Origin of the sequence: Mycobacterium sp. VKM Ac-1816D, assembly GCF_000416385.1 — a bacterium.
Classification (GTDB): Bacteria; Actinomycetota; Actinomycetes; order Mycobacteriales; family Mycobacteriaceae; genus Mycobacterium; species Mycobacterium neoaurum_A.
Genome location: NZ_AOHQ01000128.1, coordinates 24578 through 45191, shown reverse-complemented (window position 1 = coordinate 45191; position 20614 = coordinate 24578). Strand labels below are relative to the sequence as shown.

18 protein-coding genes are annotated in these 20614 nt (G+C 67.2%); 4 read left to right on the top strand and 14 right to left on the bottom strand.

The genetic code is table 11. The features are described from left to right. Positions 1-32 precede the first annotated feature (32 nt). Positions 33-1166 (bottom strand): alkane 1-monooxygenase, encoded by a 1134-nt coding sequence (locus G154_RS08495; protein WP_019510922.1) that lies wholly within the window; start codon positions 1164-1166, stop codon positions 33-35. 119 nt (positions 1167-1285) lie between these two features. Here G154_RS08495 and G154_RS08490 point away from each other — a divergent pair, with 119 nt between their 5' ends. Further along, a complete protein-coding gene (locus tag G154_RS08490) occupies positions 1286-2902 on the top strand; it encodes a GMC oxidoreductase (protein WP_019510921.1) in 1617 nt (538 codons plus the stop codon). A gap of 154 nt (positions 2903-3056) precedes the next feature. On the opposite strand, the gene G154_RS08485 is transcribed toward G154_RS08490, so the two are convergent. Genes G154_RS08485 through G154_RS08465 form a run of 5 tightly spaced genes read right to left on the bottom strand, consistent with a single transcriptional unit; the run spans position 3057 to position 10795 of the window. After that, the gene (locus G154_RS08485; RefSeq protein ID WP_023984993.1) at positions 3057-6272 is read right to left on the bottom strand and encodes an arabinosyltransferase domain-containing protein; all 3216 of its coding nucleotides are present in this window, start codon (positions 6270-6272) and stop codon (positions 3057-3059) included. Then, positions 6272-8122, bottom strand: coding sequence for a galactan 5-O-arabinofuranosyltransferase (locus G154_RS08480; RefSeq protein WP_019510919.1), 1851 nt, complete (start codon positions 8120-8122; stop codon positions 6272-6274). Before G154_RS08480 ends, G154_RS08485 begins: the two co-directional genes overlap by 1 nt. Next, positions 8122-8901 (bottom strand): decaprenylphospho-beta-D-erythro-pentofuranosid-2-ulose 2-reductase, encoded by a 780-nt coding sequence (locus G154_RS08475; protein ID WP_019510918.1) that lies wholly within the window; start codon positions 8899-8901, stop codon positions 8122-8124. The genes G154_RS08480 and G154_RS08475 overlap by 1 nt, the downstream gene beginning before the upstream one ends. Positions 8902-8934: 33 nt before the next feature. Beyond that, complete coding sequence (locus tag G154_RS08470; protein ID WP_019510917.1) at positions 8935-10344, bottom strand: FAD-binding oxidoreductase; 1410 nt, start codon at positions 10342-10344, stop codon at positions 8935-8937. Positions 10345-10384: 40 nt separating this feature from the next. After that, a complete protein-coding gene (locus G154_RS08465; RefSeq protein WP_019510916.1) occupies positions 10385-10795 on the bottom strand; it encodes a GtrA family protein in 411 nt (136 codons plus the stop codon). 29 nt (positions 10796-10824) lie between these two features. Here G154_RS08465 and G154_RS08460 point away from each other — a divergent pair, with 29 nt between their 5' ends. Further along, entirely contained in the window at positions 10825-11448 is a 624-nt protein-coding gene (locus G154_RS08460; RefSeq protein ID WP_019510915.1) for a hypothetical protein, read from the top strand. Here G154_RS08460 and G154_RS08455 read toward each other — a convergent pair. Next, positions 11438-12844: a PLP-dependent aminotransferase family protein gene (locus G154_RS08455; protein ID WP_019510914.1), complete on the bottom strand. Its 1407-nt coding sequence runs from the start codon at positions 12842-12844 to the stop codon at positions 11438-11440. The two genes, G154_RS08460 and G154_RS08455, sit on opposite strands and share 11 nt — an antisense overlap. Before the next feature lie 50 nt (positions 12845-12894). Here G154_RS08455 and G154_RS08450 point away from each other — a divergent pair, with 50 nt between their 5' ends. Continuing rightward, positions 12895-13365, top strand: coding sequence for a carboxymuconolactone decarboxylase family protein (locus G154_RS08450; RefSeq protein WP_019510913.1), 471 nt, complete (start codon positions 12895-12897; stop codon positions 13363-13365). Positions 13366-13645: 280 nt separating this feature from the next. Here the strand turns inward: G154_RS08450 and G154_RS08445 are convergent, their stop codons facing one another. The 6 genes from G154_RS08445 to G154_RS08420 all read right to left on the bottom strand — a co-directional run bounded on the left by G154_RS08445 (position 13646) and on the right by G154_RS08420 (position 18189). Next, positions 13646-14425, bottom strand: coding sequence for an alpha/beta fold hydrolase (locus tag G154_RS08445; protein WP_019510912.1), 780 nt, complete (start codon positions 14423-14425; stop codon positions 13646-13648). Positions 14426-14438: 13 nt separating this feature from the next. Further along, on the bottom strand, positions 14439-15032 hold the full coding sequence (locus tag G154_RS08440; RefSeq protein WP_019510911.1) for a hypothetical protein: 594 nt from the start codon (positions 15030-15032) through the stop codon (positions 14439-14441). An 88-nt stretch (positions 15033-15120) separates the two neighbouring features. Continuing rightward, on the bottom strand, positions 15121-15951 hold the full coding sequence (locus G154_RS08435; RefSeq protein ID WP_019510910.1) for an ABC transporter permease: 831 nt from the start codon (positions 15949-15951) through the stop codon (positions 15121-15123). Further along, entirely contained in the window at positions 15948-16886 is a 939-nt protein-coding gene (locus G154_RS08430) for a glycosyltransferase (protein ID WP_019510909.1), read from the bottom strand. The genes G154_RS08435 and G154_RS08430 overlap by 4 nt, the downstream gene beginning before the upstream one ends. Beyond that, a complete protein-coding gene (locus G154_RS08425; RefSeq protein ID WP_019510908.1) occupies positions 16879-17679 on the bottom strand; it encodes an ABC transporter ATP-binding protein in 801 nt (266 codons plus the stop codon). Before G154_RS08425 ends, G154_RS08430 begins: the two co-directional genes overlap by 8 nt. Before the next feature lie 6 nt (positions 17680-17685). Continuing rightward, positions 17686-18189 carry a bacterial proteasome activator family protein gene (locus tag G154_RS08420; protein WP_023984990.1) on the bottom strand — a complete coding sequence of 168 codons (504 nt, stop codon included), beginning with the start codon at positions 18187-18189 and terminating at the stop codon, positions 17686-17688. A 226-nt stretch (positions 18190-18415) separates the two neighbouring features. On the opposite strand from G154_RS08420, the gene G154_RS08415 reads away from it, so the two are divergent. Continuing rightward, positions 18416-19612, top strand: a complete 1197-nt coding sequence (locus G154_RS08415; RefSeq protein ID WP_019510906.1) for a cysteine desulfurase-like protein — start codon at positions 18416-18418, stop codon at positions 19610-19612. Here G154_RS08415 and G154_RS08410 read toward each other — a convergent pair. Continuing rightward, positions 19609-20589: an NAD(P)H-quinone oxidoreductase gene (locus G154_RS08410; RefSeq protein ID WP_023984989.1), complete on the bottom strand. Its 981-nt coding sequence runs from the start codon at positions 20587-20589 to the stop codon at positions 19609-19611. The two genes, G154_RS08415 and G154_RS08410, sit on opposite strands and share 4 nt — an antisense overlap. Positions 20590-20614 lie beyond the last annotated feature (25 nt).

The window sequence follows — 20614 nt, the reverse complement described above, 5'->3', positions numbered from 1 at the left end:
TTGGTGTGCCGTCCCGTGACCCGCGCTGGAAATCAATCTGGGCGGACGGCGACCAGGCTGGCGTCGCCGCCGTAGTGGGCAAGAACCCGCGGATCCATCACCCGGCGCCACAACGGCGGGCACCAGGCCAGCACCAGCATGCTGCCGTAACCGGTCGGCAGTTGCGGGGCGATGTCCGACGGCTGCAGGGTCTGGTATGGCTTCTGCGGGTTGGCGTGGTGGTCGGAGTGGCGCTGCAGGTGGTACAGGAACACGTTGGCCATCAGGGTGTTGCTGTTCCAGCTATGTCGCTGCCCGACCCGCTCGTAGCGTCCGCTTCCGACCCGCTGGCGGCGCAACCCGTAATGCTCCAGATAGTTGACGGTCTCCAACAGGCAGATGCCGATGACGGCCTGTCCCAGCAAATACGGCGTGATCACGGCGCCGAACCAGACGATCAGGACGGCGAACGACACCGCGGTCAGCAACCAGGCGTTGAGGATGTCGTTGGCCGGTGACCACTTCGACTTGCCTGCCTTCGCCAACCGTGCGGTCTCCAGTTGCCAGGCAGAACGCAGCCCGCCCAGCACGGACCTGGGGATGAACCGGTAGATGCTCTCGCCGAATCGCGCGCTGGCCGGGTCGTCCGGAGTGGCGACTCGCACGTGATGGCCGCGATTGTGCTCGACGAAGAAGTGCCCGTAGCCGGTCTGGGCCAGGGCGATCTTGCTGAGCCTGCGCTCCAGCGTGTCGCGGCGGTGGCCCAGTTCGTGGGCGGCGTTGATCGCGATTCCGCCGACGATGCCCACGGTGAACATCAGGCCCAGCTTGTCCGGCAACGTCATGGTGACCCAACCGCCGCCGGCCCAGAGCCAGCAGGCAAAGATCAGCGACAGGTATTGACCTGGCAGATAGAGATAGTTCGCCCACCGGTAGAACGGGTCGGTTTCGAGGTGCGCGAGTGCGTTGCCAGTGAGGTAACCGTCGTCAGTGCCAATTAGCTGGTCAACGATGGGGATCACGATGAAGGCCATCATCGGACCCACCCACCAGAAGATCGCGGAACCGGTCAGCTGGACCAGCAACCAGGCCAGCCCCACCAGGCCGGGGACGACGGCGCCGAGCAGCCACAAGTACCTTTTCGCATCGCGCCACCTGCGCGTTGTGCGGGTCTGCGGGTCGAGCACTTCGTATCCTTGCAAGCTGGACAGTGAGCGAGTTTCCTGAACCATTTAACCTGGTTCTCAGAGCAGTGCAAACACGGGACGATAACGAAGGGGGATTTTGCTGTGAGGGTGGACCGGTTTTGCTGACAAGACGGCGGTTCCTGGGTGTCGCGCTCGGTGCGGCGGCCGGTGCCGGCGCCGTGGTGGCGTGCCAGCGGACCGAGTCCGGCGAGCGACCGGCCGATCGCGCGTTTCACCAGGCCATCGTGGTCGGCAGCGGGTACGGCGGGGGCGTCAGCGCGTTGCGTTTGGGGGAGGCCGGCGTCGAAACGCTGATCCTGGAGCGCGGTCGGCTCTGGGACACCCCGGACGAGGACGGTAAGCGGTTCAGCAAAATGTTGCCCGCCGACACCCGGGCGGGTTGGTTCCGCGATGTGCCACCGAGCCTGGTGCCCTCATTCGGCGGCATATCGGTCAACGCGGTCGCTGCCCAGAATCCTGGTTCGCAGCCGGTCCAGGCGGGCATCTGCGACAAGATCACCTACGGCGCCCACGAGGTCTTCCGCGGGATAGCGGTCGGTGGTGGCTCGATGGTGAACGCCGCGATCGCCGCGATACCCACGCCGGATCAGGTGCGGGCGGCCTTCCCGGACATCGACCCCAACGAGTTCCTCGGCACCTATGTCGAGCGGGCCAAGACCACGCTGAAGATCAGCTATCGCGATATGGGCTGGTTCGAGCAGACCCCCTACTTCCAATATGCGCGGGTGGGGCGCAGTTATGCCGAGGCGGCAGGCTACGGAGTGGACTACAACGGAAGCGCCTACTCGTTCGATTACATGGTCTCGGAGGCCGCCGGCCAGGCGCCGAAGTCGGCACTGGACTGGGAATGCCAGTACGGCAACAACTACGGACGCTTCGGCAGTGTGGATCAGACCTACATCGCCGCGGCGTTGGCCACCGGCAAGGTGACGTTGCGTCCGCTGACCGAGGTGACCGGCATCCGCCGCGAATCCTCCGGGGAGTACGTGGTGTCCATCCGCGAGATCGATCGGTGGGGCAAAGAGTTGTCGCGCAACGAGATCGGTTGCGAGCAGCTGTATCTGGCGGCCGGCGTGGTCGGGACGGCTGAGCTGCTACTGCGCGCGCGTGAGAACGGCGATCTTGCCGACCTGTCCGACGAGGTCGGTGAGGGTTATGGCAACAACGGGGACATCATGGTGGCCCACAACACCGCCGAGCAGGATCCGGTGGGTACCCTGCAGTCGCTGCTGGGCATGATCAACCTGGACGGTCGCAACGATCCGGACAACCCGGTGTACGCCAGCATGTTCTCGCTACCGCTGCCGCTGGAGACCCATGCGCTGGGCTACTACGCCATGGTCCGCACCGGCGACCGCGCGGTGATCAGCTATGACCGCGCGTCCGACGCCATCTCCATCGACTGGCCACAGAGCAACACCGACCGCCTGATCGAGCGGGCCAAGCTGGTCTTCGACAAGGTGACCCAGGCCAACGGGGTGGACTACCGCGATGACCTGTTCGAGGGGAAAGCCTTCGCGCCCAATACTGTTCACCCACTGGGTGGGTGTGTGCGGGGTGTTGCCACCGATGCCTTCGGGCGGGTCAACGGGTACGAGAACCTCTACGTCAACGACGCGTCGCTCGTTCCGGGGTATATCGGCTGCAACCCGTACATGTCGATCACCGCGCTGGCCGAACGCAATATCGAGGCGATCATCTCAGGCCGGCGTTAGCTCGGACGGGCCTACCTGGTGTCAGTCTCGATGGCTGTTCCGTCGGCGGCTGAAGCCAGGTACGTAGCGGCACCCGAATTCGTACCTGGTGTCAGTCTCGCGGGCAATGGGGCCGACGTGGCCGAAACCTGGTAGATGGAGGCTGATCGACCCGTCAGCTCGGCCGCAGCGGCGCCGGACTCCACAGCCCACTGCGTGTCGCGGTGCCGAGTTCCAGCTCTGCGGGTTTCGCGTTCGGGTAGAACTGCCGCAGCTGCTGCAGGGAACCCCAGTCGCGGAACCAGTCGTCGCGCAGGTACGTCGGTACCGGCACCGCGCGCAGCAGGAGTTCGGTGATACCGAGTGGACCGCCGCCGAGGTAGTCCATCACCGGCGAGTTCGCCTCCGCCCCGAAGCGATCCGGCAGGATGCGCCACTTGGGCACCTCGGTCACGCCGTTGTTGTGGAAGAACGGCCGCTGGCACGGGAAGGCCAGGCCCACAAGCCAGTCCAGCATCACCGGATCGTCTGCCCCGACGACATCCTGCAGGGTGCGCAGTTCGGGGATCCGCGGCGGAGTGACGGCGATCCAGTGTTGGGGTGCCAGGTCGTCATCGGAGGCCACCAGCCGCACCTGGGTGGCTTCACCGGGAATGGCCGACATCGGGGCGCGCAGGTTGCGCCAGGCCGGCACCGCGCCCACATCGGCGAAACCAATTGTGCCACCGGGCTTGTCGGCGGAAGCTTGCTCGTCGGTGGCCCACTGCACCAATACCTCGCCGGCATCGAAGCGGCCGGCGGCGGCGACCACCAGCAGCGGACCGCGTTCATCGCGAGGAGGCAGTCGGTACCAGGCCGACCGCAGTTTGGCCGGTTGCTGGGGTCCGGAGCGCCAGCTGCCCAGCACCGGAGTGCGGGCCGGATCGAGGTTGTAGGGCAGTCGGGCCTGCGAACCGTTCACGCCGGCGGCGGCGGTGGTGCCGCCCTCGGTGCCCGGTTCGCTGCCGGTCTCGTCGCTGGCCTCGGAATCGGCGAAATTGCTGTCGCCGGGCTGGTTCATCACCGGATCGGCCTCGATATCGTCCGGAATCCCGTTGGGGCGGAAGCCGTCGGCGGTCACCGCCCCCAATGCATCACCGACCGGGACGTCCACCGGGGCGAGCATCCCGACATTGGGATCCTGCTCGACCATGACATCGGTGGCCAGCCCGCAGGACTTGCCGGTCAGCGCCTCGAGATTGGATCGGCCGACCGTCCACGCCGGGTACTGGGTCACCACGGCCATCGTCAGGGAGACCACCTGGAACAGCACCACGGCCCAGGCGATCACGGCCAACGGGGCACCGGTGAAGCGTGTCCACGGCCGCTGCGGTGACGGCCGTCCCGAGAAGTGCAGGTACGCGGCGACCAACAGGGCCAGCGCCGAGAAGCCGAGCAGGATGGTGGTGAACCCGAAACCGAAGGCCGGGAAGTCGTTCGACCACGGCACACCGAAGTTCGAGACGTACCACCACCCGTTGACGGTGGCGAACGACAGCGCCGTCACGAACAGGATCATCGCGGTGACGACGGTGCGGTTGCGCTTGGACTTCATCGCCGCGGCGGCGATGGCCACCGCGGCCAGCGCGCCGATCGAGCCCGCCAGGCCCGCGAGCACGCCGAAGTGGTGCGTCCACTTGGTGGGGGTGAACATCAGCGAGAGGAACGAGATGACGGTGATGCCGATCATCCGCTGCGCGGGGCCGATCGCGGTCCCGGGGATGCGCCCCTTGCGCAACGTCATCGCGATCGACAACGCAAGGGCCAGCAGCATGGCCAGCACCGCGAAGCGACGTGCCACCGATCCGTCGGGGCTGGTGGTGAAGAGCCGCGAGTACCGGATGTGCTCGTCGAACCAGGCCAGGCTGGGGCCGATGGTGGACTTGAACGAGCTGGCCTGCATCTCGCCGACCAGTGTCTGGTCGCGGAAGATCAGGAACAGGGTGACGGTGCCCGCGGCAGCGACGGGAGCCAGCAGCGCCCAGTAGCCGAAGCGCGAAACATGTGCGGCCACAATCGTCTTGAGCGGCCCGACGGCGACCAGGACCGCGCCGACCGCGGCGATACCCGTCGGGCCGGAGAACAGTGTCAGCGCCCCGATGATCAGGGCCACCGCCACCGGGAGCAGCCGGCTGGTGGCGACGCCACGCTCGACCGAGCACCAGGTCAGCAGGATGCCCAGGGCGATGATCGGCTCGGGCCGCAGCCCGTTGTTCAGCGGCAGCCAGAACGCCAGGAACATCGCCGCCGCGGTCCAAGCCGCGGGCCTGCTGTGTTTGACCGCGACACCGAGCCGGGGGATGACCTCGCGGCTGATGATCCACCAGCACGCCAGTCCCATCAGCAGGGTGGGCAGCCGCAGCCAGATGCTGGCGGTGGAGACGTGCGCCCACAGCGCCAGCAGGTCGTAGTACCAGCCGAACGGCGCCTCCGGGGTGCCGAACCAACGGTAGTAGTTGGCCATGTAACCGGCATGCTCGGAAACCCGGGCCATGGTCAGGATGTAGCCGTCGTCGGCGGTATTGGACCCGACGAAATGCCACCACACCATCAGGGTGGCGACCAGGGCGTCGAGCTTGGTGATCGACCACCAGCGCTGCGGCAGGAACCGACGGTGCCGCATACCGTCGGCGATGTCGAGGCGGTGCAGCGCGATCAGCGAGGCGATCGTCAACAGCAGACCCAGCACCATCACCAGGGTCTTGATCGGCGTCGGCGAGCTGCTGTACCGGGTGTCGATGGTGGCCGAGAACTGCAGCCCCGGTGGGGCGGGCCCGGACAGGTCGGTGAAGACGCCGACGATCTGCGGGCGGAAGTCGTAACCCCCGCGTTCGCCGCGGCGGGGTTCGCCCGGATCGGGATCATCCGAGGCCTGGGTCAGCCCGACGAACTCGCCGGTGACCTTGTCGGCGTGCGCGGTGAACTTCAGTTCCCGGCAGTTCGGGCTCAGCACATCGATCAGCGGCGCACTGACGACCGGGGTGTTGCGCACGATGACAAGAAGTTCGTTGTTGACCCGCTCGATGAGCAGGCCGCGGTCGACGGCCTTGGGCGCCTGCTTGGGCACCGTGGAGAGCAGCACGTTGCGCTGACCGGTGAGATCCGCTGCCGCGCTGCACGGGATCGTGATGTTCAGGTCGGTGGCGACGTAGCCGATCAACGGTGCGTCGACACTGTCCAGACTGTTGTTCTGCGGCCAGTTCAGCGTGGCGGTGGTCTGGGTGACCGGCAGGAACGGGGTGGCGATCGCCAGGATGGTGCCCAGCAATCCGGCGACGATGGCGACCAGACGGGCGGTGCGGTGGTTGGTCGCCGTGTCGTTCACGGAGCTAGATGGTAGTTGTCCGGCCATCAACCGTCGGCCTGTGGTTTACGGATGGCCAGCACGAACGGTCCCTCGGTCGAAACGTCCCAGCGCTGGTCGTCGAAGATCGCCGGGTCCAGCGACACCTGGTAGCGCCGGACATTGGGCTGGTTGGGATACACGTCGGCGGCCAGCCGCAGGGTGTAGCTGTCCGGTCCGCCGCGACGCATCAGGAACACCGTCGGCGCGGGCCACGGCAGCTGGTCCAGGGCCGTGGCGAACTGGTCGGGCGTGGTCAGCAGCGCCCAGCTCTCGATGGCGGCCGAGCGGGCTTCGAACTGCGCCAACGGGTTTGCGTAATGGGATGTGAGGCCCTGGAACCCGTAGTAGGGGTAGAAGGACAAAAAGCTGTAGTCGGCGGTCAGCACGACGGTTTCGTTCGGCGGGCGGCCGGTGACTTCCCGGATGCGCTCGTCGAGGGCCCGGTAGTACTGCTCGGCGCCGGGCGGCCTGCGGTCGGCGCGGGCGCCGTAGCCGTCGGTGTCGGTGTAGGCGACGTTGATATCGGTGCGCAGGACGTCGGGGATGTCCTGGCTGAAGGTCAGCCCACCGATCAGGCCGATGGTGGCGGCGACGGCGACGACGTGCCGTCCCGGGTGCTGGTAGCGGGCGACGGCGGCCTGCGTCAGCCAGACGAATCCGAAGGTGCCCGCGGCCGCCAGCAGGACCGACAGCGTCGGCTGCAGGCGGAACGACAGCAGGGTGGTGCCCAGCAGCGTGTAGAGCATCGACAACAGGGACCAGGCGTAGACGGCCAGCACCCCGACTGCCAGCGGGCCTGCGGTGGACGACCTGCGGGCGTGCACCACCAGCCAGATGGTGCCCAGCATGCACAACGCCCCGAGCAACGTGAAGTCGAGCATCGGGAAGGTCAGCTCGGCGCCGTCCATCGGCAGGTAGTGCCTGGCGGTGCCGGTATCGGCCGGGGCGCCGCGCAGCGCGGCCAACAGGTACGGGGCCCAGGTCAACAGCGCCAGCGCGCCGGAGATGCCGGCGACCACGAGCAGCCGCAGCAGCGGCGCGATACGGCGCCCGGCGACCGCGAGCACCAACGCCATGAGGGTGATCGTGAAGGCGGCATACGCCAGCAACAGCGTGTAGAACAATGCCGCGACGCCGAGGAACACCCCGGCACCCACGAGCGCGCCCCGGTTGGTGCCCTTGAGGCCCGACCAGGCCAGCACGAATACGGGAGGCAACAGAACGGTGATCACGGCGGCGTAGGGCTCGGAGGAGGTGTAGGCCAGCGTGACGGCCGCGGTTGCGGTCGTCACGGCCAGCGCGGTCTCGAAGCGCACCATCGCCGTCCAGAGCACCAACGCGACCGCGATCGCGGCGGTGATCGAGATGATGGCCCAGGGCTTGAACATCTCCCAGGCCGGCATGCCGGTCAAATCCGCCAGCCGCCCGCCGAGCCAGAACCAGCCGGCCGGGTAGTACGGCGGTAGGCCGATATAGGTCATATCGTGCAGTGCGGGGCTGTCGGCCAGCCGGGTGAGGTACTCGGTGCGGAACTGCTGATCGACCGAGATGCCGAACAGGTAGAGCCGGGTGGCCCCCAGCGGCATGGCCAGCGTCACCACCGAGAAGGCCGAGAGGAACACCACCGACGCGATGCGCGCCAACAGTCGTCGTCCGCGTCGCCACAGCACGCCAGCGGCAAAAACCCCTGCCAGGCAGAAGAATTGGCCGACAGTGGTGAGCGCGTGCAGCTGGTTGGAGGAGTTGTAGGCGGGCCATTCGACACGGGCGATCGCCAGCAGCGCGATGACGGCCAGCGCCGTCGCGGTGGCGGCCGCGGCCAGCATCTGGCCGGCCGTCCTGGCCGCCGGGGACATCAGAGCGGAAGCTTGCGGAAGACCGGCCGCGGGATGTGCCGAATCACGGACATCAGGTACTTCACCGGCCCAGGTGCCCAGACGAGCTCCTTGCCCTTGGCGGCGGAGGCGACGGCCAGTTCGGCGACGTCCTCCTTGTCCACGGTGAAGGGGGCCTCCTTGGCGCCGGTGGCCTTCCAGTGCTCCAGGGTGGTGGTGGTGCGGACCTGGCCGGGGCGGATCACCAGGACGTGCACACCGAACTCGCGCAGGGCCTCGCCCAGTCCGAGGTAGAAGCCGTCCAGGCCGGCCTTGGTCGAGCCGTAGACGAAGTTGGAGCGGCGCACCCGTTCCCCGGCCACCGAGGACATCGCGATGATCTGGCCGAAGCCCTGTGCGCGCATCTTCTCGGCGATCAGCACGCCGACCGAGACCGCGGCGGTGTAGTTGATCTGTGCGGTCAGCACGGCCTTGGCCTGGTTCTGCCACAGTTCCTCGGCATCGCCGAGGATGCCGAAGGCGACGATCGCCACGTCGACGTCACCGTCGGCCCAGGCGGCCTCGATCACCGCGGGGTGGGCGGCGGTGTCCAGCGCGTCGAAGTCCAAGTACTGCACCGACTTCGCGCCGGCGGCTTCCAGCTGGGCGATGGCGGCGGCTTTGCGCGGCGAGTTGGGCAGGTCGGCCAGGATCACCCGGGCCTTGGCATCGCGCAGGTAGCGCTCGACGATCGCCAAGCCGATCTCGGAGGTGCCGCCGAGCAGCAGGATCGTCTGCGGGTTTCCGGTCGCGTCAATCATGGAGGGGTAACGCCTTTCTGGAGCGGCTCGCGGTCAGAGAAGTTCGAGGCGGCGGGCCATGTCGGAGGCAAACACGCCGTGCGGATCCGCCTTGCGGCGGGTGGCGATCCATTCGTCGATGCGCGGGTACATCTTGTGGAATTTCTCGGCGCTGACCCGGGAATCCTTTGCGGTGTAGACCCGGCCACCGAATTCCATTGCGCGGTCGTCGAGTTCGTTGAGGAACTCGTTGACTCCGGCCTTGATGGGGAAGTCCATCGCGACGTTCCAACCGGCCATCGGGAAGCTCAGCGGTGCCCGGTTGCCGGGGCCGAAGAGTTTGAACACGTTGAGTGCGGAGTATTGCCCGCTGGTCTGGATCCAGCGGATGATGGCCTTGAACTCGTCCAGCGCATCGGGTGGTACCAGGAACTGATGCTGCGCGAATCCCTTTGGGCCATAAGCATTGTTCCACCCGCTGACGAGGTCGAGCATGTGGTAGAACTGCGACAGGTTCATGATCTTGCCGGAGTACGTGCCGCCGAGGCGGTAGTACACCTCGCCGATCGCGGTGAACGACAGCTTGTTCATCGCGCTCACCGGGAAGATGTCGGGCACCTTCAGTAGTTGCGGGGCATCGAATTTCAGCGGGTTCTTCGCCAGCTTGGGCGGCAGCTGATCCAGTTTGGCCAGGCTGCCGCGGCTGACGGCGGCACGGCCGAGCTTGGGCGGTGGGCTGATCAGGTCGAACCAGGCGCTGGAGTAGGTGTAGTTGTCCTCGCTGCCGTCGGTGTGTACCGCAATCGTCTCGTCGAGGTCGCGGGTGGCAACGCCGTCGGCGATGAAGTACGCGGTCTCGGTGCGGGTCATGGCGATCCGGGCCCGGATGACGATGCCAGTGAGCCCGTTTCCGCCGATGGTCGCCCAGAAGAGTTCGCTCGTGTCGCCGTCCGGGGTGAGCGTGCGTACCTCTCCGTCGGCCATCAGCAGGTCAAGCGACCGCACGTGGTTGCCGAAGCTCCCCGCACTGTGATGGTTCTTGCCGTGGATGTCGGAACCGATGGCACCACCGACGGTGACCTGGCGGGTGCCCGGCAACACCGGGACCCACAGGCCGAACGGAAGCGCGGCCTTCATCAACTGGTCCAGGCTGACGCCGCCGTCGACATCGGCGATAGCGGTCTCACTCGATATGGAGTGGATGCGGTTCAGCGGGGTCATGTCGACGACGATGCCGCCGCCGTTGCAGGCGTGATCGCCGTACGAACGGCCGAGACCGCGGGCGACGATGCCGCGGGTGTACGGGGATGACGCGGCGCCCGTGTGGCCAGCGGCGTCCGCCACCCGCTTGACGGTGTCGGCGATGACCTCGACGTCGGGGGTCGAGAGCACGTGAGCCACGCTCGGCGCTGTGCGGCCGAAGCCGGTCAGGGCGCGCGGAACGAGGTGGGGTTCGGTAGTCATGTCAGTGGCAGACGATACCGGTCGGGTCACCCGGGCAGGTTCAACGCAGCCGGAATATCACCGTGCGCTGCACGACGAAGTTAATCACCGTGGCCGTGCCCTGGGCGATGACGAATGCCACCGGCACCTGCCACGGCCGGCCTTCGAACTGCAGGTAGAACAGGTAGTTGATGCCGACCTGGACGGCGTAGGTCAGCGCGTAGAGCACCATCACCGCGATGAATCGGGCCCGGCTTGGTTCGGCCCGGAAGGTCCACCTGCGGTTTATCAGGTAGGCCGTCGTCGTGCCCGCGATGAAGCTGAGGGTCTTGGCCACATTGACGTGCAGCCCGAGCTGCAGCATCAGTACGTACAGACCGAAGTCGACGATCGCCGACAGACCTCCGGTGATGACGAACCGGGTTGCCTGGACGCGCAGGCTCAGAGGCTCGTTTTCCGGGGTCGCGGTCACGCGGGCAGCTTACGGGCAACAATGGGGAGGTGACCGATCTGCTCCTGCAGTGGCAGGCCCTGCTCGGGCGCCACACGACCTCACCGGAGATCGGCGCGGCCGGTGCCGCGCTGCTGAACCGCTGGTCGGAGCCGCACCGGCGCTATCACGATCAGGGGCACCTGGAGGGTGTGCTGCTCGCCACCGACCAGCTGGCCGGGCATGCCGATGACCCGGACGCCGTGCGACTGGCGGCCTGGTTCCACGATGCGGTGTACGCCGGCGCGCCCGATGACGAGGAGAACAGTGCGCTGTTGGCCGAGTCCGAGCTCGCTGCGCTCGATGTCGACGCAGCGATGGTGGCCGAGGTGGGCCGCCTGATACGGATGACCGCCGAGCACAACCCGGCGGAGACCGATCGCAACGGTCAGGTGCTCTCCGATGCCGATCTGGCCGTGCTTGCACTGGAACCGCAGGAATACCGCAACAACACCGCCAAGGTGCGGGCCGAATACGGCCATGTCTCCGACGCCGACTTCCGTGCGGGCCGTGCGCGGATCATCAGATCGTTTTTCGCCGAACCGTCGCTGTATCGCACGCCCGACGGCCGTCGCCTGTGGGAGGCTGCGGCGCGGCGCAATCTGGAATCGGAGTTGGCCGACCTCACCGGGTGAGCCCGACGAGCACCCGGCACAACGCATCGACCGCCGCGGGAAAGCCATGTTCGGCCGGAGTGCCGAAGCTCACGACGACGCCGTCGGCTTCGGGCACGTCGGGGCCCGCGTCGGGATGGCGCAGAACGTGCAGGCCGGAGAGTCCGATTCCCGCCTCACCGGCGCGGCGCATCACTTCGGCCTCGGTGCCAGGCGGCAGCGCGAGTTGCAGGTGCAGGCCCGCCGACAGGCCGCGGATACCGATTCCGAGGGGTTTCAGGGCGGCGACCAGATGATCGCGCCGTCGCCGGTAGATCATCCGCATCCGGCGGATGTGCTTGTCGTAGGCGCCGGAGTTGATGAAGTCGGCCATCGTGAGTTGGGACAGCGCGTTGACGTAGAACTGCTGACCACCCATCGCGGCGATGACCGGGTCGACCAGATCGGCGGGCAGCACCATCCAGCCAAGTCGCAATACCGGGGACAGGCTCTTGCTGGCCGAGCCGAGATAGACCACCCGGTCGGGATCCAGGCCCTGCACCGAGCCGACGGGCTGGCGGTCGTAGCGGAATTCGCCGTCGTAGTCGTCCTCCCACACATAACCGCCGGTGCGGTGCGCCCAGTCCAGGACGTCGGAGCGTCTGCCGGGATGCAGCGGCACCCCGTGCGGGAAGTGGTGGGCCGGGGTCAGCAGCACCGCGGTCGCCGCGGTCGTGTCCAGTTCGCTGATCACCGCGCCGTCGTCGTCGACGTCGATCGGGACGCTGCGCGCGCCGTTGGCGGCGATGGCGTCGCGGAACAGGAACAGGCCGTAGGCCTCTACGGCGATCGGGCCACCCAACGCGCGGGTGAGGACCTCGACGCCGTGCCGGGTGCCGGCGCAGATGACGATCTGGTCCGGTGTGGTGCGCACGCCGCGGACCCTGCCCAGGTATTCGGTGAGGGCCTCGCGAAGTTCGATGCGGCCGCTCGCGTCGCCCATCCGCAGTGCCTCGGCGGGCGCGTTGGTCAGCGCGCGGCGGGTGGAGGTGAGCCATGCATTGCGCGGAAACTGCGAGACATCACCGGAACCCGGCATCAGGTTGTGGGTCGGGATGCCCGGGGTGCCGCGCGGTCGGGCCTGCACGGCGGTGGTGGGCGTATTGACCACCCAGGTGCCGGCACCCTGTCGGGAGGCGAGCCACCCCGCCGCGACCAGGTCGGAGTAGGCCTCGCCCACGGTGTTTCGGGCAACTCCCAGGTCGTTGGCCAGGGTGCGCGAGGGCGGGAGCATGGTGCCGGGGAGCAGTCGACCGGACCGGATTGCGTCCCGCAGGGCGTACACCAGGGCTTCCCTGGCGCCGCGGGTGCGTGGGGTGATGGCGGTGCGCAGATCCAGGTGCAGATCCCGCGCACCCGAATTGGCCCATGAAGTCACCGTTGGATTGAACCATGTACATGGGCCTTTAGGGTCGTAGCGTCGAGGGCATGACACAGACACTGAACAATCGCCACGCCGTCGATCGCCTCAACATCTACAAGGTGTCGCCGGAGATCTACGACGCCATGATGAAGCTGTCCGGAGCTTCGGCCAAGGACATCGATCCGATGATCGGTGAGCTGGTCAAGATCCGCGCCTCGCAGATCAATCACTGTGCGTTCTGCCTCGACATGCATGTCGCAGATGCGCGCAAGCAGGGTGAGACCGAGCAGCGGCTTGCGCTGGTCGCGGCTTGGGAGGAGGCCGGTGATCTGTTCACCGATCGCGAACGCGCGGCGCTGGAGTTGACCGAGGCCATCACGTCACTGCACGACGGACATGTGCCGGATGCGGTGTACGCCAACGCTGCCGAGGTGTTCACCGAAAAGGAGCTCGCCCAGGTGATCGCGATGGCCGTCACCATCAACGCCTGGAATCGTTTCAACGTCGCGACGCGGATGCCGGCCCCTCGTCGCTGAATCGCACCGCCCGCCCGCCGATCCTCCGGCCCTTCAGAAGGGTGGTGGGTGGGTGTCGATGTGGGTGCGGTTGTGTGCGCGTTCGTGGGCTATTCGGTAGGCCCGGTTTTGTGTGCGGATGCGGGATCGTGTGGGGGCGGCCCGTTCTCGGCCCGGCGTCGGTGGTGGCGCGGTGATCGGACCCAGTTCTGCCGTGGGCGCCGCTAGCCGAGGAAAGGACAGCGCGCCTTCGGGTTTTGTGGTGTAGACCCCGCCCACGTCGGTCCGCCAAAATCGTCGCCTACGCCAGCCCGTCCAAGAACTCCTGTATCGCCGCGGCCATCTGATCTGGCGCGGTCATCATGGCGAAATGCGAGTGCTCGGCCCACACCACGCGCTGCGCGGCAGGTAGCGCCGCGGCCAACGCCTCCATCCCGTCGGGCAGCGGAGCCCAGCTCCGACCGCCCTGCATCAGCAACACCGGAACATCGATCGCCGCCCAGCGATCCACGCGTGCTTCGTCACCGGCCATCGCCTCCAGATCGGCAAGCGCGCTCATCGCCGCGACGGGGTCATCCGGAATGGGCGGCCCGTCGGCCAGTACGTCGGCGGGGATCTGCGCCGCCTCGCGCAGGAACAGTTCCAGGGCGTCGGTATACCGCACGGTGGTGAAAAGTCGCTGATAGCTGTCGATCACGGCCGTCAGATGCGGACCCGTCATCAGCACCGGCGGCTCGAACAATGCCAGCGAGGCGATGCGGCTGCTGTCGGCCAGTGCCGCATGCAACGCCACGGTCGCCCCGTAGGACGCCCCCACGACGTGAGCCCGGCCGACGGACTCGAGCACCGCCTGCAGATCTCCGGCCTCCGCGCCGAAACTGTTCGGCGCCGGACCGACCCCGCTGGGTGGATGGTTGCGCCGGGCGTAGCGGATCAGCTGATAGCCGCTGAGGCGGCCGGCGATATCGGCCCAGGAATTCAGATCACCGTTGGATCCGTGGACGAAGACGACCGGCGGCCCCGACCCCGTCACCTCGGCGACGAGTTCGGTGCCGTCCGGTCCAGCCAGTGTGGTGCTCACAGGCACCGATTGTTCAGGAAACGGCGTCCCGGATCGACCGGCGGGCCACCGCGATGCGGGCCTCGACGGCTTCGCGGACCGACACCGCGGTGGCGTTGAACTCGCTCCACTCCCGGTCGATCACGTCACGCACGTCACCGCGCCGGCCGACGGTGACGGCCACCTCGAACACACCGTCCACCGCCGAGGACACCAGTTCGCCCTGCCCGCGCACCGTCGCTGCGGCCACCTCCGCGGCACCGACGATCACGGCGTTCGGCAACGGTGCCTGCTGATTGACATAGGCGCCGACAGCGGTGCGGATTCGGCTGCCCGCCATCAGGACCGCCTCCTGGACGGCCTCGTTGGTCTCACCGAGCGCGGCGGGCAGCGTGGCGCCGCTGCGGATCGCCGCGATCACCTTGGCGGGCGACTCGACCACCGCGACGGCGGCGTCGGTGGTGGCCTCGATCAGGTGGGTGCTCAGATCCTGGCCCGCGTCGAGTTGCCGCTCGAGGACATCGCCGGCGTGAGGACCGGTGTCGGATTCGACCACCGGCACGATCTCGGCGTCGATGAAGGTATCTGCGGTGGATTCGGTGTTCTCGGGGGTGACGGTGTCGGTCATGGGAGACCATTCAACGCCGCACAGCCGACAGCACGATGGCGTCGGGGTGACCGCCGGATGACGCCGACGGATCAGTCAGCTGACGTGGCTACACCCAATATGGGACGCGCGCACGGTACTGCCGCATCGCGAACGCCGCGCAGAGCCAACCCACCGCTGTGCACACCAGCACGACGATCCAATGCCGCAGCTCCTGATCGGCGCCGAGCAGCGGTGCGCGGACGATGTCCACATAGTGCAGCAACGGATTGAACTCGATGATTTTCGCCCAGCCGCCGGCACCCTGCCTGCGCAGCGTCTCGTCGTTCCAGATGATCGGGGTCATGTAGAACAGCAGCTGCGCGAGGCTGAAGAGCAACGGGCTGATGTCGCGGTACCGGGTGGCCAGGATGCCGAAAACGATTGCCACCCATACGCAGTTCAGCACGATCAGGAACAGCGCCGGAATGAACGTCAGGTCGGTCCACTTCCACGGCTGCGGGAAGATGATCGCGATGATCACGAAGATGATGATGTTGTGCGCGAACAACAGCACCTGGCGCCACACCAACCGGTAGACATGCACGCTCAGTGGCGTCGGAAGCTGTTTGATCAGACCCTCGTTGGCGACGAACACGTCGGCGCCCTCGATGATCGCCGCATTGATCAGGTTCCAGATGATCAGGCCGAGAGTCACATACGGCAGATGCTCGGACAGTTCGAGATTGAACAGTTTGGAGTACAGGCCGCCGAGGGCCAGCGCCATGGTCCCGGTGGCGATGGTGATCCAGAACGGGCCGAGCACCGAACGCCGATAGCGCTGCTTGATGTCCTGCCACCCGAGATGCAGCCACAGTTCGCGCTTGCCGAACCCGCCCCGCAGATCACCCCAGGCGCGCGCCATTGTCTTGGACTGGGCCGCCGCGTCGACGATCGTCATGCGCCCCGCCTCTCCGCCTCAGCCTGATATCTCGAAAACTTCTCGTGCCTGCCCAGTTTGCGCAGATGCAGCCACTCCCGCAGACCTGCCGGGTCGCGTCGGGTCACCAGGAAGAACCACCCGAAACGCACCCATTCCTGGGGTATCAGTCGGCGTAATCCGCGCTGCGCCTGCAGATAACCGCGGTTGCGATAGGTGAAGAACCGCTTCACGGCATCGTCGGGATACTGCGTGTGCATGCGGCCGCCCAGGATCGGCTTGAATTCGTCGGCGCCGTCCGGATGCAGATACGACGCGTCCAAACAGGTGCCGAATGGCAGGCCGGACAACACCAGTCGGCGGTGCACATCGGTCTCGTCGCCGCGGATGAACAGTCGCAGATCGGGCACCCCGACCGATTCCAGTGTGGTCGCGGCGAACAGGGCGCCGTTGAACAACGAGGCGATGCCCGGCAGCAGGTCGTCAGAGGCGTCGACCTTCAGTTCCGTCACATGCCTGCGCCATGCCACGCCCCGGCGCAGCGGGAACGCCAGCCGAGAGGGATCGCCGAGATCGCACACCATCGGCGATACCGCGGCGAGCGCATGCTTGTCGGCGCAGGCGAGTAGCGTCGCCAGCACGGAGTCGTCGGCAGGTCGGCCGTCGTCATCGGCCAGCCAGACCCAGTCGGCGCCGAGCGCCAGCGCGTGCAGCATGCCGAGCGCGAAACCACCCGCGCCACCCAGGTTCCGGCGGGACCCGAGATAGGTCGTCGGTATCGGTTGGGCGGCCACCAGTTCGGCGACCACCGGATCGTCGTCGTTGTCGACGACGATCAGATGGTCGGGCCTGCGGCGCTGCCCGGACACCGCGGCCAGCGATACCGTCAGCGCCTCGACACGGCGGTGGGTGACGATGACCGCGATGACACGCTGCGGAGTCGCGTCGTCAGCCATGCCGTTCGTTCTCCTCGAGCACCTCACGCACGTGCCGGGCCGCATCCGGGCCCTCGTACGCGCCGACGACCTCCTCGATCCCGCCGGTCATCCGGATGGTGCCGTGATCGACCCACATCGCCGTCTTGCACAGCTGGGCCAGGAACTCGTTGGAGTGGCTGGCGAACACCAGGATTCCCGACCGCGCGACCAGGCTCTGCAGCCGCGTGCGGGCCTTCTTCATGAACTCCGCGTCGACCGCGCCGATACCCTCGTCGAGCAGCAGGATCTCCGGGTCGATGCTGGTGACCACACCCATCGCCAGCCGTACCCGCATACCGGTGGAGTAGGTGCGCAGCGGCATGGACAAGTAGTCGCCGAGCTCCGTGAAGTCGGCGATCTCGTCGACCTTGGCCAGCATCTGCTTGCGGGTCTGACCAAGGAACAGGCCGCGGATGATGATGTTCTCGAACCCGGAGATCTCCGGGTCCATGCCGACACCGAGATCGAACACCGGGGCCACCCGGCCGCGCACCGTCGCCGACCCGCGGGTGGGTTCGTAGATGCCCGACAGCAACCGCAGCAGCGTGGACTTTCCGGCACCGTTGTGCCCGACGAGGCCGACGCGGTCACCCATCTGCAGGGACATGGTGATATCGCGCAGCGCCTCGATGACCACGACATTGGCGTCATTGCGGCCGATGGTGCCGCCGGCCTTGCCGAGGAAGGCCTTCTTCAGGGACCGCGATTTGGCATCGAAGATCGGGAACTCCACCCACGCGTTCTGAGTGGAGATGAAAGGACTGTCGGTCACGGGCGGCTACAGGTACTGCCCGGTGCCCGGGTGGGTCGGCCCGCGTTGGCCCTGCGGCGCCATTCCCGGCGGCAGCTGACGCATCTGCTCCAGCTGCGCGCGGGCGGCCATCTGCTGGGCGAACAGTGCGGTCTGGATCCCGTGGAACAGTCCCTCCAGCCAGCCGACCAACTGAGCCTGGGCAATGCGCAGCTCGGCGTCGGAGGGCACCGAGTCGTCACCGAACGGCAGCGTCAGGCGCTCGAGTTCTTCGCGCAGCTCCGGAGCCAGGCCCTCCTCGAGCTCGCGGATGCTGCTGCTGTGGATCCGGGCGAGCTTGCTGCGGCTGGCCTCGTCCAGCGGAGCCGCCCGCACCTCTTCGAGTAGCTGCTTGATCATGGTGCCGATGCGCATGACCTTGGCCGGTTGCTCGATCAGATCGGTCAAGGCCTTGTCCTCGTCCGCGCCCGACGGGGCATCGTCGCCGGTGAGGATCTCGACGCTGTCGTCATCGTCGGAGTGGATCGTCATGGTGTCCGACACTAGTCCTTTCCGGTCCCGGCGAATCGGCCCGGCCATACCGGAGTTGCTCCCGCACATACCAGCAACAACGGGGGTGATTGGCACCACGGGCCGCGTGCGGCCTGCATTAGTATGGCTGCCGAAGTGATCCGGGCCGGGTCCCTGCAACGCGGCAGGCTCCGTAACCCGATGTGTGTCCGTCTGTGCGATTCACGGACGTTCTAAGGTGGCTGACATGGTCTATGACGTTGCCCGGGTGCGTGGGTTGCACCCGTCGTTGGGCGACGGCTGGGTACATCTGGACGCCCAGAACGGGATGCTGCTACCGGATTCGGTGGCCACCACCGTGTCGACGGCGTTCCGAGGCTCCAAGCCCATCACCACCGGACCGCACCCGTCGGCCCGCCGCAGCGCGACGGTCCTGGCCGCCGCTCGGCAGGCCATCGCCGATTTCGTCGGTGCCGATCCGGACGGTGTGGTGCTCGGCGCCGACCGGGCCGTCCTGCTGACCACCCTGGCCGACGCCGCATCGGTCAAGGTCGGGCTGGGCTATGAGATCGTTCTTTCCCGGCTCGACGACGAGGCCAATATCGCGCCCTGGCTGCGTGCGGCCAACCGGTACGGCGCCAAGGTCAAGTGGGCCGAGGTCGACATCGAGAGCGGTGAGCTGCCCACCTATCAGTGGGAGAGTCTGATCACCGCGCCGACCAAACTGGTCGCGCTCACCTCGGCATCGGCGACGCTGGGAACCGTCACCGATCTGACTCCGGTCACCAAGCTCGTCCACGAGAACAGCGGACTCGTCATCGTCGACCATTCGGCCGCCGCACCCTACCGGCTCATCGACATCGATGACATCGACGCCGACGTGGTGGCGCTCAACGCCGTCGCCTGGGGCGGCCCGCCGATCGGTGCGCTGGTCTTCCGCGACCCGGCCGTCATCGACCAGTTCAGCTCGGTCTCCCTTGATCCGGATGCCACCGGCCCGGCCCGGTTGGAGACCGGAATCCATCAGTTCGGGCTACTCGGCGGTGTGGTGGCGAGCATCGAGTACCTGGCGAACCTGGACGAGGGTGCCACCGGCTCGCGCCGGGAACGCCTCGCCGTGTCGATGGAATCCTCGGCCGCCTACCTGGACCGACTGTTCGGCTATCTGCTGTCCTCGCTGCGGTCGTTGCCGCTGGTGATGGTGCTCGGAAACCCGGTCGAGCGGATCCCGGTGCTCAGCCTGGCCGTCGACGGGGTGCCCGCCGAGCGGGTGATGCAGCGGCTGGCCGACAACGGCGTGCTGGTGAGCAGGAGTAAGCACTCGCGGGTGCTGGAGGCTTTCGGCGTCAACGATATCGGTGGTGCGATCAGCGTCGGGCTGTCGCACTACAGCACCGCGGCCGAGGTCGACCAGCTGGTCCGGGTGCTGGCCTCGCTGGGCTAACTGTCGTCGGACACCTTCAGTAGCACCTTCCCGGCGACATCGCCGGAGGACAGCAACGCATGCGCCCTGGCGGCGTCCTGGACGGGTAGCTCCGCACCGATCAGCGGGCGGACCCGGCCGGCGGCGATCATCGGCCAGACGTTCTCGGTGACCTGCGCGACGATCGCGCCCTTTCCGTCCGGGCCGTCCACCGGACGGGAGCGCAGCGCCGTGGCGAGTACACCGGCGCGTTTGCCGAGCAGTTTGGCGATGTTCAATTCGGCCTTGATGCCGCCCTGCATGCCGATGATGACCAACCGTCCGCCGGGCGCCAGGGCGTCGATGTTCCGGTCCAGGTATTTCGCACCCATGATGTCGAAGATGACATCGGCGCCGCCGGCTTCGGACACTCGCTCGACGAAGTCCTCGTCGCGGTAGTTGATGGCCATCTCGGCGCCCAGCTCGGTGCACAGCGCCAACTTCTCGGGCGATCCGGCGGTCACGGCCACCCGCACGCCGAGTTCGCGCGCGACCTGGATGGCGTGTGTGCCGATCCCGCTGCCACCACCGTGCACCAGCAACAGTGCACCCGGCCTGAGCCGCGCGGTCATCATCAGGTTGGACCACACCGTGCAGGCGACCTCGGGCAGCGCGGCCGCCTCGTGCAGTCCGATGCCCTCGGGCACCGGCAGCAACTGTGCGGCGGGCACCGCGACGTACTCGGCATACCCGCCACCTGCCAGCAAAGCGCATACCTGCTGACCGGTGGTCCACCCGCGTACCGCGTCGCCGATCTCGGTGATCGTGCCGGAGACCTCGAGGCCGAGGATGTTGCTGGCGCCTGGCGGCGGCGGGTAGTTGCCCGCGGCTTGCAGCAGGTCGGCCCGGTTGACGCCGGCCGCGGCCACGCGGATCACTACTTCACCCGCTTGAGCTGCGACATCAGGAACTTCTTGCCATGTCATACGTTCGGGTGAAACAACTGAAACGGCCTTCATTGGAGCTAGGCTACGCTGCCGCGCG